Annotated in this window: 18 protein-coding genes and 1 pseudogene; 17 read left to right on the top strand and 2 right to left on the bottom strand. The window is 36.9% G+C overall.

All coding sequences use genetic code 11. From position 1 onward, the window contains the following. Positions 1-2: 2 nt before the first annotated feature. Positions 3-644 (bottom strand): DUF1579 domain-containing protein, encoded by a 642-nt coding sequence (locus tag AC5YGI_RS21815; RefSeq protein WP_330744742.1) that lies wholly within the window; start codon positions 642-644, stop codon positions 3-5. Positions 645-766: 122 nt separating this feature from the next. Between AC5YGI_RS21815 and AC5YGI_RS21810 the strand changes: the two genes are divergently transcribed. The 16 genes and pseudogenes from AC5YGI_RS21810 (at position 767) to AC5YGI_RS21735 (ending at position 13,140) form a co-directional block, all read left to right on the top strand. Next, positions 767-1,462: an NUDIX hydrolase gene (locus AC5YGI_RS21810; RefSeq protein WP_330744741.1), complete on the top strand. Its 696-nt coding sequence runs from the start codon at positions 767-769 to the stop codon at positions 1,460-1,462. Between the two features lie 466 nt (positions 1,463-1,928). After that, complete coding sequence (gene ybiA, locus AC5YGI_RS21805) at positions 1,929-2,471, top strand: riboflavin biosynthesis intermediates N-glycosidase (protein WP_330744740.1); 543 nt, start codon at positions 1,929-1,931, stop codon at positions 2,469-2,471. Positions 2,472-2,499: 28 nt separating this feature from the next. Continuing rightward, on the top strand, positions 2,500-3,048 hold the full coding sequence (locus AC5YGI_RS21800) for a 2OG-Fe(II) oxygenase (protein ID WP_330744739.1): 549 nt from the start codon (positions 2,500-2,502) through the stop codon (positions 3,046-3,048). Positions 3,049-3,124: 76 nt separating this feature from the next. Continuing rightward, a complete protein-coding gene (locus AC5YGI_RS21795; protein WP_330744738.1) occupies positions 3,125-3,460 on the top strand; it encodes a hypothetical protein in 336 nt (111 codons plus the stop codon). A 2-nt stretch (positions 3,461-3,462) separates the two neighbouring features. Further along, on the top strand, positions 3,463-4,317 hold the full coding sequence (locus AC5YGI_RS21790; protein ID WP_330744737.1) for a hypothetical protein: 855 nt from the start codon (positions 3,463-3,465) through the stop codon (positions 4,315-4,317). 63 nt (positions 4,318-4,380) lie between these two features. After that, a complete protein-coding gene (locus AC5YGI_RS21785) occupies positions 4,381-5,451 on the top strand; it encodes an adenylosuccinate synthetase (protein ID WP_496169792.1) in 1,071 nt (356 codons plus the stop codon). A gap of 68 nt (positions 5,452-5,519) precedes the next feature. After that, entirely contained in the window at positions 5,520-5,993 is a 474-nt protein-coding gene (locus tag AC5YGI_RS21780) for a macro domain-containing protein (protein ID WP_330744735.1), read from the top strand. 14 nt (positions 5,994-6,007) lie between these two features. Beyond that, on the top strand, positions 6,008-6,601 hold the full coding sequence (locus AC5YGI_RS21775) for a DUF4291 domain-containing protein (protein ID WP_330744734.1): 594 nt from the start codon (positions 6,008-6,010) through the stop codon (positions 6,599-6,601). Between the two features lie 16 nt (positions 6,602-6,617). Beyond that, positions 6,618-6,998: an ADP-ribosylation/crystallin J1 gene (locus AC5YGI_RS21770; RefSeq protein WP_330744733.1), complete on the top strand. Its 381-nt coding sequence runs from the start codon at positions 6,618-6,620 to the stop codon at positions 6,996-6,998. A 37-nt stretch (positions 6,999-7,035) separates the two neighbouring features. Next, complete coding sequence (locus tag AC5YGI_RS21765) at positions 7,036-7,851, top strand: TIGR02452 family protein (protein ID WP_496169791.1); 816 nt, start codon at positions 7,036-7,038, stop codon at positions 7,849-7,851. Next, positions 7,848-8,354 carry an O-acetyl-ADP-ribose deacetylase gene (locus AC5YGI_RS21760; RefSeq protein ID WP_330744731.1) on the top strand — a complete coding sequence of 169 codons (507 nt, stop codon included), beginning with the start codon at positions 7,848-7,850 and terminating at the stop codon, positions 8,352-8,354. Before AC5YGI_RS21765 ends, AC5YGI_RS21760 begins: the two co-directional genes overlap by 4 nt. A 4-nt stretch (positions 8,355-8,358) precedes the next feature. After that, entirely contained in the window at positions 8,359-9,045 is a 687-nt protein-coding gene (locus AC5YGI_RS21755; protein ID WP_330744730.1) for an SIR2 family NAD-dependent protein deacylase, read from the top strand. Continuing rightward, positions 9,045-9,986: pseudogene (locus tag AC5YGI_RS21750) on the top strand (ADP-ribosylglycohydrolase family protein). Before AC5YGI_RS21755 ends, AC5YGI_RS21750 begins: the two are co-directional and overlap by 1 nt. Before the next feature lie 10 nt (positions 9,987-9,996). Next, positions 9,997-10,539 carry an RNA 2'-phosphotransferase gene (locus AC5YGI_RS21745; RefSeq protein ID WP_330744729.1) on the top strand — a complete coding sequence of 181 codons (543 nt, stop codon included), beginning with the start codon at positions 9,997-9,999 and terminating at the stop codon, positions 10,537-10,539. Between the two features lies 1 nt (position 10,540). Next, complete coding sequence (locus AC5YGI_RS21740; RefSeq protein WP_496169790.1) at positions 10,541-11,269, top strand: metallophosphoesterase family protein; 729 nt, start codon at positions 10,541-10,543, stop codon at positions 11,267-11,269. Positions 11,270-11,415: 146 nt separating this feature from the next. Further along, on the top strand, positions 11,416-13,140 hold the full coding sequence (locus AC5YGI_RS21735; protein ID WP_496169789.1) for a M14 family metallopeptidase: 1,725 nt from the start codon (positions 11,416-11,418) through the stop codon (positions 13,138-13,140). A gap of 60 nt (positions 13,141-13,200) precedes the next feature. On the opposite strand, the gene AC5YGI_RS21730 is transcribed toward AC5YGI_RS21735, so the two are convergent. Beyond that, entirely contained in the window at positions 13,201-14,082 is an 882-nt protein-coding gene (locus AC5YGI_RS21730; RefSeq protein ID WP_110008924.1) for a cupin-like domain-containing protein, read from the bottom strand. A gap of 445 nt (positions 14,083-14,527) precedes the next feature. On the opposite strand from AC5YGI_RS21730, the gene AC5YGI_RS21725 reads away from it, so the two are divergent. Continuing rightward, the gene (locus AC5YGI_RS21725; RefSeq protein WP_496169788.1) at positions 14,528-17,305 is read left to right on the top strand and encodes a carboxypeptidase-like regulatory domain-containing protein; all 2,778 of its coding nucleotides are present in this window, start codon (positions 14,528-14,530) and stop codon (positions 17,303-17,305) included. Positions 17,306-17,309 lie beyond the last annotated feature (4 nt).

The raw sequence follows: 17,309 nt of genomic DNA, 5'->3' as shown, positions 1-17,309 counted from the left end.
GATTATTTTTTACGCGTATATTTTATTTCCATGGTTTTATATTCCTTTCCGGTCTTGGAATCAGGGCCGTACATTTCAAGCTTTTGAGTATTATCATCCACAAAAGTGAATACTTCTCTGAAATCACAGTCTTTTCCAGGTCTTGAAGGATCTGTCATTTTTCCTTTAAACTCAACTGATTTTGTGGAAGGATTCCAGTCGCCTTCGCTGTGCATAATTCCGGTTCCCATATTGTCGATCCATGTACTGACAAACTTTTTCTTTGCGTTATCATATCCCACAATACTCATTCCTTCAAAAGGCATCCCCATAAAGTCACCTTTATGATTAGTGATCTGATAACGTCCGCCAAACATCATTTTATTGGTCGCCTCAGATTTACTCATCATAGGTTTTGCTCCGTTTTCCATCCACATTGTCGTTTCACCTGTCCAGGTTCCATCAGACTTTGCAAGCATTTTCTGCATTTCTCCCGGAGTTGAGTACGCCATCCAGTCTTTCATTGCGGTTGCCGAATCTACAGGTTTCCATTCAGATGTAGAAGCTGAATCTGTTTTTTCAGAAGCAGTGGCAGCTGTCGTTTTTCCTTTCTCGCAAGCTATTAACAAGAAAGCTGCAGAAAGAATTGTTAATAAATTTTTCATAATAATTTAGTTTTAAGATGGTTAGAAAGATAACTTAAAGGTAAGAACTTTTATGTTAATTAAAATTTTTTTTAATACAGGCATAAATTGTAACTTTGTGTATTCACAACGCAAATCAAATTATGGAGTCTCCAAAAAAATTACAGGATATAAAAGTGGCTGTAGATGCCGTTATCTTTGGATATTTTGATAAAAAAGATCTTCAGATCCTTCTGATTAAAAGAAATATTGAGCCTTTTAAAGGAGGTTGGGCCCTTCCGGGAGGTCTTGTTCTTGATGATGAAAGTGTAGATGATGCCGTAAAAAGAGAACTTTACGAAGAAGCCGGCATAAAACCCGATTTTTTGGAGCAACTGTATACTTTTGGTAATCTGGGTCGTGATCCGAGAAACAGAGTGGTTTCTGTGGCTTATTTAGGGCTTGTAAACCCTTCTTATTATGAGCTGTTTGCCGATTCGGATGCGGAAGATGCACAATGGTTCAGCATTAATAAACTTCCTTCACTAGCCTTTGATCATAAAACAATCATTGAGACTGCTCTAAAAAGACTTCGCACAAAAATTCAATACCAGCCAATAGGCTTCAATCTTCTCAATGAAGAATTCCCTTTTTCAGATCTTGAAAACCTTTATAAAACAATTGTCGGACAGGAAATTGACAGAAGAAATTTCCGCAAGAAAATCATGAGCTACGGACTCCTGAACGAAACCAATAACGTTAAAAAAGAAGGTAGCGGCAGACCCGGGAAACTTTTTACTTTCAATAAAGAAAAATATAAAGAGCTGGAAGAACAGGGCTTTTATTTTGAAATTAAATAGTTATATCTAAACACAAATTTCACTAATAATTTGGCACTAATTTTCACAAATAATTAGCGCACAAGAATTGTGCTCTAATATATATCCATAAAAATTTATTCAATAGAAAATACTTGTATCAAATGTCATATTATTGACCTTTGTCATTCTGACGAAGGAAGAATCTCAATTTTGTTAATCTATTAAATTCTTTACGACATCTTTGAACTCTGTTCGCAGACATTGAGTCGATGTTTAGAATGACATGGACGTAGTAACAATTTTTAAGATCAAATTCCACCAGTTTTTAGCTAAAACCTATCAAATTTGTGTCATTTGTGATTAAAGTTTGTGTTATTCGTGTTTGTTAAGATTAAATCTTTATTACTGTAAATCAATTAATTATATTTGTTAGCGTAAAATTAACACAAATAAATTTGGTCCAAAGGCTGATATTCTTTTAAATTTGTGTCAAAATAACGCAATCATGAAATATACCTTACAAAATATTATAGAACGCTTTCAAAAAAAGGAAAAGATAAAATATCTCTTTTTCTGGGGACACACGGCAAAAGATATTGTTACCAAATCATGTTTCAGCCAATGGTTTCCAGGAAGTTTTGAAGAAAACGGAATTACCTATAGAACAGCAGAACATTATATGATGGCTGCAAAAGCAAGATTATTTAATGATGCTGAAATGGAAAAGGAAATTTTAAAAGCCGCTACTCCGAATCAGGCAAAAGCTCTCGGACGGAAAGTGAAAAACTTTGACCCGAAACTTTGGGATGAACATAAATATCAGATTGTAACTCAGGGAAATCTTTTGAAATTCTCTCAAAATCAGAAATTTAAGGACTTTCTTTTGTCAACCGGAGACAAAGTTTTAGTGGAGGCAAGTCCTTATGATAGAATCTGGGGAATCGGGATGCTGGAAACGGACAGCAGAGCTGAAAACCCTTTATTATGGAACGGAGAAAACCTGTTAGGATTTGCTTTGATGGAAGTAAGGGATGAATTAAGAAGGTAAAAACACAACCAGGCACAAAATATTAATTATGGAAAAAATAGAATTACACCCACAGATATTTCTGATTGAAGATTTTCTGACCGAAGCTGAATGTGATCATTATATCAGTCTTTCACAGGAAAAAGTCTTTGAAGAAGCAAAGATCAATGTATTCGGACGCCAGCAGATGAATAAAGGGATCAGAAATAATGACCGGCTGATGATTTTTGATACAACAATCGCTGAAGAGCTTTTTAACAAGGCTGTGGAATTTTTACCTCAGGAACATGATGGATATCAGATTCTTACCTTTAATGAAATGCTCAGAGTTTATAAATATGCTCCCGGGCAGCAGTTCAAAATGCACAGAGACGGAAGTTATATCCGAAATGAAAGAGAGAAAAGCTTTTACACTTTTATGATCTATCTGAATGATGATTTTGAAGGAGGTGAAACAGAATTTGAAAATCTGTTTACTGTAGCTCCTAAAAAAGGAACAGCGCTTATTTTTCACCATCCGCTGAGACACGAAGGAAAAACTTTAATTAGTGGAGTAAAGTATGTTCTAAGAACGGATATCATGTATTACAGGGAATAATCATTCTTAAAAGATAAAGGCTTTACTATGTCTTGTTTAATTAGTGTAATATTAACACAAATAAAAATATTTGATCATGGAAGATGAATTAAAACCCAGATTTATCGAATCATTACAAAGAAATAATGATCAGATCAGAGAAGACCGTGCAAGGATCATCGGGGCAGGTTCCGAATTGATCTACAGGCGCAGAGTGGAAGATATCGAACTAAAAATCAAAAGGCTCGAGCGTGAACAGGAAGGGCTTATTGATATCAGTCCTTTGGACAGGAACAGTCTGACTTTTGTGGATTTCAATCCTGAAGCATTCGTTCAGAAAGACATGGAATTATCATTAACAATCAGAAATCTGAATATTCAGCTCGAAGTTACCCAAAAGAGATTTGAATATTTATTTGGAAAAAAATTATAGTCATGGGAAGTACAAGATACGATTTAGACGCGCGTTATGACAGAGCAAGAAAAGCAGGTTACGGAACAAAAACCGCAGGGGAAATTTTCACCCAGAATGCCAAAAGAATGGCTCATGAATCGATGAATCCACATGGAATTTCTTTCAGGGAATCCCGGGATTCGGAAGTTCATCCCAATTCAGTTCCCATTATTTTAGGATTAGATGTTACCGGAAGTATGGGACATATCCCTCACGAGTTAATCAGAGATGGATTGCCAAAACTGATGGGCGGAATCATCCAGGGAGGCGTTCCCGATCCGGCCTTATTGTTCCTTGGAATCGGAGATCATGAATGTGATGGCTATCCGCTTCAGGTGGGACAGTTCGAATCAGGAGATGCAGAACTGGATATGTGGCTTACCCGAACCTATATTGAATCCGGAGGAGGTGGAAATGCAGGTGAAAGTTATCTTTTAGCGTGGTATTTTGCAGCATTTCACACAAGAACAGATGCCTTTGAAAAGAGAAAACAAAAAGGACTGCTGTTTACCGTAGGGGATGAGCCTTGTTTAAAAACACTTCCCGCTTCCGCCATCAGGGAAATTATGGGAAAAGGGCAGCAAACCTATACTCATTTTGAACTGCTGGAAGAAGCACAGAAAAGATACGAAGTATACCACATCAGTGTTTTACATTCGGATCAGGCACTGAGAGCAGACAGAGGCTGGAAAGAATTATTAGGACAAAACTGTATTTCCATAGCAGATCACAGAGAAATTCCGAATGTTATTAAAAACATTATCTGTGATAAATTTAAAGATCAAACCTTTGGGACACCAGGAACAGGAGGGGTGGATCAGTTTCAGATGCTTTAGAATTTCTGAATACCAGTAGTAAATTGATAAAGTGGTGATTAAGGTTTAAAAAAATAAAAAGAGATGAAAAAGGCGCAAATCGTAATAGGACTTGGTTTTGGTGATGAAGGAAAAGGAATTACCACAGATTTTCTGGCTTCTCAGAATCCGGAGGCTGTTGTGATCAGATTTTCAGGAGGTCAGCAGGCTGCTCATACTGTAATGATTGATGAAAGAAAGCATGTGCATTCCAGTTTTGCAAGCGGTGCACTTCGCGGTCTGCCTTCTTACTTTACAGAGCATTGTACGATTCATCCGGGTTTTCTACTGAATGAAAGAGAAGAGCTAAAAGCAAAGAACGGAAATATTGAGCTCCATATCCATCCATTGGCAAAAATTACAACTCCTTTCGATGTATGGCAGAACAGAACAAGTGCCCGTAATCTGGAACACGGAACCTGTGGAAAAGGAGTAGGAGCCACGATGAAAAGACACGAAAGCCCTTATAAACTATTTGCTGCAGACCTGATTGCGCCCAGAGAGATGCTGATGGAAAAGCTGAAAGGAATTGCCTATTATTATGGCTTTATAGATGAAAACGAAATTAGTGAACTTTTACAGCCTTTTCTAGATGCTATTGACAGTATGGATTGGAAAATAAGTGACTATAACTATCTGGCTAACTTCGATCACCTTATTTTTGAAGGAAGCCAGGGTATTTTACTCGATATGGACCACGGCGTTTTTCCCAATGTGACCTATGCTTATACCACTTCAAAAAATGCCTTTGAGATCTGTAGGCTTTTAAAAATTGAAGACGTTGAAATGTATTATGTCACCAGAAGTTATGCAACCCGCCACGGAAACGGCTGGATGAGCAATGAAAAAGAAATGAAACTTAGAAATAATGAAGAGGAAACCTGTATATTTAATGAATATCAGAAGGAGCTGAGAACAGGGGAAATAGATTATCAACTGTTGAATTATGCCTTGAAATTGGACGGAGCTTATCTATTTCCTACTAAAAAGAATCTTGTCATCACTTGCCTGGATCAGATTGATGAACAATTTAAACTGGAAAATCTGGATATTGAATTGAAGGCCGCTTATGGATCCTATTCTCCTTATTCTAAAGATTTTAAGCGGATTTTTTAAATTCAGTAGTTAAAAATGTTAATTTTATTTAGAGAGGAGGAAATGATAGAGAATAAAAGAAAATAACCATGAAAACGATACAATATTTAAAAGGGGATGCTACGGTCCCACAGGCCAAAGGAACAAAAATCATCGCCCACATCTGCAATGATATCGGAGGCTGGGGAAAAGGTTTTGTACTGGCAGTTTCCAAAAGATGGGAAGAGCCGGAAAAAGAATATAGAAACTGGCACCGTTTCAGAAGTAAAAATAATTTTGCTTTAGGAGAAATTCAATTGGTTCAGGTTGAAAAATACATTTTTGTAGCCAATATAATCGGGCAAAAAGGAATAAAAACCGGAAGCAATGGTGTCCCTGTTCGGTATGATGCCATTGAAAAAGCTCTGGAAAAACTTTCCAATGAAGCTTTGCTGCTGAATGCAAGCGTTCACATGCCAAGAATCGGATGTGGACTGGCAGGAGGAAAATGGGAAGAAATTGAACCTATTATCGAAAGAACATTGCTTGTAAAGAATGTGGAGGTATATGTGTATGATTTTTAATAAATTAACCAACAATGAAAGAATTTGAAATAAGAGCAGATTATAAAAATGACACGCTGATCGTCTATCAGGCCTATAATAAAGCAATTGCAAAACCAGCCGTAGAGAATCAGAAATTTACAGCTCCTTTTTCATTCAACAGGATGACCTGGATAAAGCCTTCTTTTCTTTGGATGATGGAACGCAGCAACTATGGACAGAAACCCAATCAGGAATGTACCCTGGCCATACATATTAAAAGAGAAGCCTGGGAGAAAGCCTTAAGCAAAGCAATTCTTACTTCACCTGAAAAAAGGGTTTATCCCGATCCCCGAAAATGGGAAAAAGATTTTGAAAATGCCGGAATATATGTGCAATGGGATCCTGAAAGGAATATTAAAGGAACAAAACTGAATTACCGTTCTATTCAGGTAGGAATCAGCCGCTCACTGATTGAGGAGTTCAATGAAGAATGGATTGTAAAAATCGAAGATTATTCTCCTTTGGTTAAAAAGATTCTTAATCTTTCCAAGTCGGGAGAATTCGACAAGGCAAAGAAACTGCTGCCGGTAGAAAAAAATTATCCTCTGTCAAAGGAGCTGGCTTACAGAATTGGAGCCACAGTATAACTAAATAACGAACGTCATGAAAACAACAACATTATACAGACCAGTAGGAGAAAAAGAAATGATATTGATTATGAAAAGCGGATTTAAAAAATTTCCTCCAAGACTGGAATGGCAGCCCATTTTTTACCCAGCTCTTAATGAAGAATATGCTTCAGAGATTGCAGAAAAATGGAATACCCGAGACGAAGCCGGAAACTATCTTGGTTTCGTAACCCGGTTTGATGTACTGGAAGAAGCAGCAGCTCAATATCCTGCTCAGAATGTAGGAGCAAGAAACCATAATGAACTATGGGTTCCTTCCGAAGATCTTAACAGCTTTAATAAGGCAATTGTAGGAGATATCAAAGTAATCAAAGTCTTTATAGGAGATGACTTTAAGAAGGCTTCAAAGTGCTGAGTTGGAAGATTTGATGATCAACATAAAAAAACTAACGATGACTAATAAAGGAATGGCAAAAGATACTTTGGATATCTTAGCTAAAAAATATTATATTAACGAACATAACGAAAAAATAAATATAGAAAACGAGCTGGAAATCAGTAAGAAAGAAACCTCTCTTTTCACTACGGAACAGCTTTCTGAAATGATAGAATCTCCGTTGCCGGAAATCAGTTTTGAAACAAAAATTGAAGCATGGAAGTGCAGTTCTTTAAAAGCAATTTTACAATTAGCCGAAGAAGAAAATCAGGAGAAGATCATGTGTCTGAATTTTGCATCAGCAAAAAATCCAGGCGGAGGATTTATCAACGGTGCGGAAGCTCAGGAAGAAAGCCTGGCAAGAACTTCCGGACTTTATGAAAGCTTACTTCAGGCATGGGATTATTATACCATTCACCGTGCAATGGAATCCTGTTTTTATACGGATACAATGATTTACAGTCCTAAAGTTCCTGTTTTCAGGAAAGATAAAGGAGAGTTGCTTCCTAAGCCTGTCCTGTGTAATTTCATCACGTCTCCGGCAGTCAATGCAGGCGTGGTAAAACGTCTGGAACCGGAAAGAGCACATGAAATTCTTGATGCAATGGATCTTAGAATGGATAAAATGCTTTCACTGGCTTTACAACAAGGAAATGAAGTTCTGATTTTAGGAGCCTGGGGATGCGGTGTCTTTAAAAATGATCCAAAAGAAATTGCAGGATTATTTAAAAAGCATCTTCAGGGAAAATATAAAAATAAATTTAAAAGAGTGGTTTTTGCAGTGCTTACCAAGAAAGAAGAAATGTTGAAACCATTTGAAGAAATACAATGAAAATTGAATTAATAAAAGGGGATATCACAAAAATCAAGGCCGATGCTATTGTCAACGCAGCCAATTCTTCCTTACTTGGTGGAGGTGGAGCTGATGGTGCCATTCATCGGGCAGGAGGTTCTAAGATATTGGAAGAATGCAGGGCAATCAGAAACAGACAAGGAAAGTGTAATACTGGCGAAGCTGTTGTAACTACTGCTGGAAATCTTTCGGCAAAGTATGTTATTCATACGGTAGGCCCGGTTTGGAATGGTCATGCTGAGAAAGAATCAAAACTTCTTGCAAACTGTTATCATAATTCTTTGAAATTAGCGGAAAGCCTTGGTGTGAAAACCATTGCTTTTCCTAATATCAGTACGGGAGTTTATAGGTTTCCAAAAGAACTGGCTGGAAAAATTGCTGTAGATGCGGTCAGAAATTTTAAATCAGACATCATTGAGAAAGTTATATTTGTTTGCTTTGATGATGAAAATGAGATAATTTACCAAAAGTTTTTAGATTAAACCCATGAAAAAACTAACCATATTAAGCGGCGCCGGAATCAGTGCCGAAAGCGGAATAAAAACCTTCAGAGACGGAGACGGTCTCTGGGAAAATTATAATGTTACGGATGTGGCAAGTCCGGAAGGCTGGAAAAAAGACAGAGCTCTGGTGCTGGAATTTTACAACCAGAGAAGAAGGCAGCTGCATGAAGTACAGCCCAACGAAGCGCATCACTTACTGGCAGAGCTGGAAAAATATTTTGATGTTCAGATCATTACCCAGAATATTGATGACCTTCACGAAAGAGCAGGATCTACTAAGATTCTTCATATTCACGGAGAACTGTTCAAATCATGCTCATGCAACAATAAAAGCCTGATATATGAACAAAAAAAGGATATTAAAATTGGTGATAAAGCTGAAGATGGGGCACAATTAAGGCCTTTTATCGTTTGGTTCGGAGAAGATGTTCCTTTATACCAGACCGCAAGAGAAATTGTAAAAGAATCGGATATTCTGCTGGTTATCGGGACTTCTTTGCAGGTATATCCCGCAGCAGGACTCATTCATGATATCAAAGATGACTGCCTTTTAATTGTCATCAATCCTAATGAAACGGGGTTTGGCTATGGACAAAGAGCCGTAGTAATGAAAGAAACTGCTACTCAGGGGATGAAATTATTATTTGATAAATTGGTCAACCTTGCCTGATGGAAAATAAAGTAAAAGCAGGTATCATGGGCGTTTGTATTGGAGATGCCCTTGGTGTTCCGGTGGAATTCAAAAAAAGAGAAGATTTAAAACGTTTTCCGGTAACAAAAATGCTGGAGTATATGTCATGGAACCAACCCAAAGGAACCTGGAGTGATGACAGCTCTCTTACACTTTGCCTTGCTGATGAACTTTCCAAAAGATATGATCTGGAAAAAATCGGACAGAGTTTCGTAAAATGGAATAAATACGGTCACTGGACTGCCCATGGAAGGCTTTTTGACATTGGAGGAACGACAAGACATTCTCTGGCGAGATTAATCAAAGGTGAGAGTGCACGATTTTCAGGAAATATTTTTGAAGAAGATAACGGGAATGGTTCTCTGATGAGAATTCTTCCCCTCGCTTTCTATCTTGAGAAGGAAAATGATATTCAGAAACTGTATCTGACGGTAAAAGAGGTTTCCGCAATAACTCACGGTCATTTCCGTTCTGTCTTTGCCTGTTTCATCTATGTCATTTTAGCCATTCAACTGTTGAAAGGAAAGAATAAAAAAGAAGCATATGAGCTAACACAGAATATCACTTTAAAATATGCTGAAGAACAAGGATTTAATCCTGATGAAATTGAACTATTCAAAAGGATCTTAAAAAATGATATTTCCAAATATCCTGAAGATTAAATTAAGAGTGGCGGCTATGTTCTTCACAGCCTTGAAGCCTCTCTATGGTGTTTTTTAAACTCAGAATGCTATGCTGAAGCTGTTTTGAAGGCCGTCAACCTCGGGGAAGATACCGATACAACGGGAGCTATCACAGGAGGGATTGCCGGAATTTATTATGGATATGAAAATATTCCACAAGAATGGATTTCTGAGCTGGTGAGAAAGGATGATATTGAAACGTTGTGTGAGAAATTACACCAAAAATTAATGAATTAAAACACAACCCATGAACGAAATAGAAAAGAAAAGAATAAGTAAATTTTTAAGCCTGATCCTGCGGCATGAGCCTGAAAGCATTGGGCTTACGCTCGATGAAAACGGTTGGGCAGATATAGAAGAACTGCGGGAAAAGTCAGCAAATAAAAGAATATATTTTACTCCCGAAGAATTGGATGAGGTGGTAGAAACGAACAACAAAAAGCGTTTTGCTTTGAACGAAGATAAAACGAAGATCAGAGCAAGCCAGGGACATTCTATTGATATCGATCTGGCGCTGGAAGCCATACAACCGCCGGAATTTCTGTACCATGGAACAGCAAAAGCCAATATTTCTTCTATTTTAGAAAAAGGAATTGAAAAAAGAAGCCGTCAGCATGTGCACTTAAGCGCTGATAAAGAGACAGCTGCAAAGGTCGGAATGAGACACGGCAAGCCTGTGATTCTTACGATCAGAACCGGAACCATGCATCAGGAAGGATTGTCTTTCTACCAATCTGCAAACGGAGTTTGGTTGACAGATTTTGTAGATGCAAAATATATTTCAAAGTAAAATGAACAGAAAACTTGTAATTGGAGACATTCACGGAGGATTTAAAGCCTTACAGCAGGTTCTGGAAAGAGCTGAGGTTACGCCAAATGATCAGCTGATTTTCCTGGGAGATTATGTAGACGGATGGAGTGAATCTTCTGAAATAATACATTTTTTAATAGGTCTTTCCAAAAAGCAGGAATGTATCTTCATCAAAGGAAATCACGATGCATGGTGCGAAGATTGGATGGCTTTCGGGCAAAACCCTGATGTCTGGCTTTTTAATGGTGGAAAGAGTACTGTTGAGAGCTATAAAGATTATCTCCCGGAAGAACTGGATCTTCACCTGGAATTCTTTCAAAGGATGAAAAACTATCATATCGACGATCGGAACCGGTTGTTTATTCATGCGGGATACGCTTCCATGCACGGCCCTGAAAGAGAAGTATATTCCAGTAATTACCGCTGGGACAGAACCCTCTGGGAAACGGCTGTTGCAATGGATAAAAAACTGCAGAAAAATTCAGAGCTTTATCCTAAGAGACTGCTTTTATACAATGAAATATTTATAGGGCATACACCTACGATTGAAATAGGAATTGCAACTCCTGCCAACAAAGCCAATATCTGGAATATGGACACGGGAGCGGCTTATACCGGATCTTTATCTATCATGGATATCGATTCCAAAGAATTCTGGCAAAGTGATCCGCTTCCTTCCTTATATCCTGAAGAAAAGGGCAGAAATTAATACTATTGAGAACAAACCTAACAGGTTTTCAAAACCTGTTAGGTTTCTATCTGCAAAACAATTTTACCTTTTGCAATTTTGACTGTCAACCCATCCCCGTTTCTCACAAAAGATGATTAATTTTAAAGTCTGAAAATATGACTTCAATGAAACTGAAATATCTTTTATTCACCCTGAGTTCTACCTTGTTTTTGGCTCAAAAATCATTTCAGACCCCTTTTGAAAAAGGAAACGGAAATCAAACTGTTACCTACGATGAAATGAATAGCTATTACCAGAATCTGGCTAAAAATTTCAATACCATTCAATACCTTAAAAAGGGAGAAGATGACAATGGAAAACCCATTTATGTAGTGGTTTATAATCCTTTTCCTGAAAAAGACCTTGAAAAATTAAGAAAAAACAAAGCCATTCTTTTTGTCAACAATGGAATTCACCCGGGAGAGCCGGATGGAATAGATGCTACCATGATGCTGATGAGAGATCTTGCGGCTAAAAAAATTAAAACTCCGCAGAACTTTATTATTGCTGCTATTTCCGCTTACAATGTCAGTGGAATGCTCAACAGAGGATCTTACTCGAGAGCCAATCAGAATGGACCGGAGCAGTACGGTTTCAGGGGAAATGCAAGAAATTATGATCTGAATAGAGATTTTATCAAGGCAGATTCCAAAAATGCCAGAAGCTTTCAGGAAATCTACCAGTGGTTAAAACCGGATGTTTTTATTGATAATCATGTTAGCAACGGAGCCGATTATCAATATACGTTTACCTATATTTCTACTTTTAAAGAACGTCTGGGCAATACTCTGGGGAATTACTTCTACAATGATTATCAGGCTAAAAATCTTGAAGATATGAAAAAGCTGGGGTATGAAAGTACACCTTACGTCAACATTCACGGAGATGTTCCGGAAGTAGGATTTGCCTCATTTGAAGACTCTCCCAGATATTCTACAGGATATACTTCGCTTTTCAATTCCTTAGGAACTGTTCCGGAAACCCATATGTTGAAGCCTTATGATAAAAGGGTAGATGCTACCTACAAATATATGTTGGTGAACCTGCAGAATTTGGATAAAGATTATTATACCATAAAGCAGCTCCGCATTGAAAATTTAAAACAGTATCAGGCCGGAAAACAATATGGAATCCGCTGGAAAATAGACTCAACAAAATTTTCAACGATGGATTTTAAGGGCTACGAAGGAAAGTACAAACCTAGTGAAGTTTCGGGGAAGCCAAGGCTGTATTATGACCGTAATAAACCTTTTACAAAGAACATCAAGCTTTTTACAACAGCTGTTCCAACGGGATATATTACCATTCCGAAGTATTATGTCATTCCACAATCACAATATCGTGTAATTGAAGAATTGAAGAGAAACAATATTCAGATGAGTCCTTTGCAGAAAGACAGCACTTTGTCTGTTGAGTCCTATAAAATCAAAGATTTTAAAACCGTTAAAAACCCTTATGAAGGCCATTATCTGCACTTTGAAACGACGGTTGATGCTTCCCTTAAAAATTTGCTGTTTTCGGCAGGGGATTATCTTGTTACTACCGATCAGCCAGGGGTAAAATATATTATAGAAACTCTTGAGCCTGAGGCATTAGATTCATTTTTTAACTGGAATTTCTTCGATGGAATTCTGGCGCAGAAAGAATACTATTCTGCTTATATTTTCGAAGATACAGCTGCCGAACTCCTGAAAAAAGATAAAAAGCTGAAAGAAGCCTTTGAAGCAGCGAAAGCGTCCGACAAAAAACTGTCCGAAGATGGAACTGCACAACTGGATTGGATCTACAGGCATTCTCCTTATTTTGAAGAGAAAACTTTTAGGAAGTATCCGGTTTACAGAGTGTTGTAATCAATTGATAATAAATAGATAAACTAAAACAGGCGTTTCCATGGAAACGCCTGTTTTAGTTTATCTTGGTAAGCCTCTTTTCAAAGCTATTTCTGCTCTTTTGATCGCCATTTTCTCCTTCCAGTCCATGTATTTCTTTTTGAAATTAGACTTCATGATGTCGTCAAATTTACGCTGTACGGTAAGATTCCATAGGGAATGTGCTTTTACAGCCCATGATTTGTCCCAGGCTCTTAAAGAAATTGAGAAACTTCCGTCCAGATATTTCATCCAATGCCACCAGCCGGTAGGCATGAACAATGTATCTCCATGTTCAAGGAAACACTCAATTCCTTCCACACCATCCAGTGCAGGGAACTTGGTGAAGTCAGGATTTTCAATATCATAATCTTCCAGGGCATAGGTTGCGTACGGAATCTGATACAGTCTTTCTTTCCATTTGTAATCAAAAAGAAGAATATGTTTTCTTCCGTTGAAGTGTGTATGGAAAATATGAGCCATATCAATGTCAAAGTGAAGGAATGTCACTGATCCCTTTCCACCAAAGAACATATTCGGATATTTATCCAGGAATCCTCCCATCAGGTCTTTAGGAGAAATATAATCTTCCAGCAATTTCGGGGCATATTTTATAGGGTCGAAGAGAAAAATTCTAAGATCGGTTGGCTCTCGCTGGATAAGATCGATATAATCTCCAAACTTCATTTTTGCTGCTGATGCATTGATGGGAGCCGAAGGATCTGCCTTTGAGCTGTCATAGAGAGGGACTTCCACATCTCCTACAACTTCCTTCATATATTCCATCGTCCATTTTTGATAAGCAGGCCATTTTTTTGCCATATTTCTGATGACAACGGGCCTTCTTGGCTTCAGATATTTTTCGTAGAAATCTTCTTTAGAAATGTCTTCTACAACATCTATAGGCTTTAAAATAATTCCCATTTTATAAATTTTATGTTACAAAATTATTAAATATATATATATGTACCAGTGTTTAATTTTTTTTTAATCTATGATTCAAATCAGATTTTCCTATTTAGAATAAGTAAAAATATCAATTTTCTTACTTCCCCTTTAAAATTGTTGTTTATGCCTTCATTAAGACAAAACCTATTCATATTATGTTACACAAATCAAAAATTAATTTAACTCTTCTTTTGCAGAATCTATATGCCAAAGATCATCTTATCATGAAATAGATATCATAAAAAAAAGGCGAATCGTTTTGATTCTTTTTTAATATATTTCTTTTTCATAGAAAAACAAAAGTTTAAAAATTATCACTATGTTTGTAGTGATAAAGATTTAACCTTTAATCGTAAAACTCATCTTTATAAAAAGTGTAACAAAAAACAATAACCATTAACTAATTGAGCAAATAATAAGTATGAAAAAAAATATTTCTTTATTTCTGATGCTATTCTTTACTGTGTTTACTTTTGCGCAGAAAACGGTTTCAGGAAAGATCACCGATGATGATGGGGTCGCGATACCAAGTGCCAGTGTGACGATCGAAGAGCCCGGCAAAGACGCTATTCTTGCTTACGCTATTACGAACTCCAAAGGAGAATATAAAGTAACCTTCACTTCCGCTGAATCCAATGTGGATCTGAAAGTGAAAGCGTTCAATCAGAAACCTCTTACAAAGCAAATCAGTAACAGCGATCAGACTCTGAACTTTAAAATGCAGTCTGAAGCTACAGAAATTAAAGAAGTACAGCTGAAAACCAAAATGATCACCGCAAGAGGTGATACCATTTCTTATGATCTTAAGGCTTTCAATAGTAAAAATGACAGAACCCTTGCGGATGTAATGAAGAAGATTCCGGGAATTGAAGTAAACAAGGACGGAACAATTCTTTACCAGGGGAATGCCATCAATAAATTCTACGTCAATGGAAAAGATCTTATGGAAGGAGGTTATGGAACCATCAACAACTCTCTTCCAAAAGATGCCGTACAGAAAGTAGAAGTTCTGGAGAACCACCAGCCGGTAAAAATACTTCAGGACAAAGTGCCTTCTGATCAGGCAGCTATCAATATCAAGCTTAAAAACTCTGTCACCATGACAGGTAGAGGTGAGGTAGGAACCGGTTTTGGAGATCCATGGCTTTGGAATGTAAAACTGACTCCCATGTTTTTCGGACAGAAAAGCCAATGGGTAGTCAATTATAAAACCAATAACATGGGTGAGCAAGTTGAAAATGAGGGGAATATTCTGGCGTTTGGAAGTTCATGGGAAGGAAGAAGAAGTAATATCTCGCAAAATAACTGGCTGAGTGTAGAGAATGCAGATACTCCGAATTTGCCGGTGAAAAGATATCTGATGAATAATGTTCACTATTTGTCTGCAAACTATTTAACAAATATTGATAAAAAGAAAGAGTGGGAATTGAAGATTAATGCAAATTATACCAACAATGCAGTAGAAAGAGAAGACTATAAAGAAACAACTTATTTTCCAACCATAGGACGTCCACAACCGTCCACGGTGATAATGAGTACAAGGAATAATTTTTATACAGATAAACTGAAAGGAGAATTAATCTTTACCAAAAATGCTAAGAAAGGGTTCTTTAAAAATACCACAAGTTTCAGCCAGTTCTGGAATGCAGACAGAGCATTTGCTGAAAGAGCAGGAAGATCAGGAAATCAGGGAGTGGAATCTCCAACATCATCTTTCCAAAACTCATTGAGTACTATTATTCCATGGGGAGAAAAGATGGTGAATTTCAAATCATATATCAATTATCAGGATGATCAGCAAACATTGAAAGTAGATCCGGCAAGTTATTTACAGTTGCCATACAAACTTCCAAAGGTAAACCCGAACGATCCTAACGAAAAAGATAGATATGGCATTGTAAATTTTGCACCAGGCACTTTAGCGCTACAACAGTTCAGACTAAAAACTTTAGATACTTCACATTCAGCAAATATTAGTTTTTCTAAAAAAGGATGGACATTCACTCCTCAGGTGGGATTTGATTTCTCTACAGATAAGCTAAATACAAACTTTGATGGGCAAGCAATTCAAAATCCTTCTGTGCCGAATGATGTACCACCAAATTTCAATGATGGTATTTATGAAAACAACCTGAAATTTACAGAAATTGTTCCTTCTGCTTCGCTAGGTGTTAATTATAAATCTGAATCTTGGAGTATTTTTGCAAATTTTCCAGCAAATTTCAATAGCATTAAAGCTGAAGATGATTTAAGAGGAGTTTCAAAATCACTAAATAAGACAACGTTTACTCCAAATGCTTTTATTCAGTATTCATTTGCTTCATTCTGGAAAGCAAGTTTGAATGGAAACATCAGCAATAATTTTGGAGATATTCAAACGGCTTATGCAGGTTACATGTTATTAAGTCCTAGAGGATTTAATGTAATGGATCCTAATAACCCGATACCTCAAATAACGTCAAAAATGGCAGGATCTAGAATTGAATACAGAAATCCATTAAACAATCTATTCTTTAATATTAATTATTCATTGAGTGATAGTAAAAGAAATTTGCTTTCTTCTCCAATTTTGGATGCAGCAACGGGGTCTACTTTAATCCGATACATTGAAAGAGAAAATCATTCAAAGAGTAATAGATTTAATGTTGAGGTGGGTAAATACTTCCCAAAATTCAAGACCAATGCTTCTGTGAGCTATGGAAATACATTGACAAAAAGTGATGCGTTCTTGGATGGCACTCAATATTTGAGCAAGAACAATACTCAGACTTATGGACTTAAGTTCAATAACACCTATTTTAGCTGGGCGAGTTTAGATTATACACTTAATTTATCAAGAAACAAACAAGATAATATAGGCTTGAGTTCTAATCAGAGCAGACTCGGTGTCAATACAGGATTTAATCACAATCTGGCAGTTTATTTCTATCCTATAGAAGACCATACGATTGGATTCAATTGGGATCAGGTAAATACAAGTGATGGAAGTAATAAATATAAGAATGCGTTCTATGATATTTCTTACCAATTTTCATGGTCTAAAAAGAAAATTGATTTTGAAATTAAATGGTTGAATATTGCTAACAGAAAATTCTTTGAAACCTATAATATCAATCAAACAACAAATAGTTCTTCTTACACGAAAATTCAGCTTCGCCCAAGCCAGGTCATGCTAACCGTAAAATTCAACTTTAAATAAAATA

The sequence above is a fragment of the Chryseobacterium sp. CS3K3.1 genome (genome assembly GCF_059515165.1).
The sequence above is the reverse complement of the archived record's forward strand: the minus strand, read 5'-3'. Positions and strand labels throughout refer to the sequence as shown.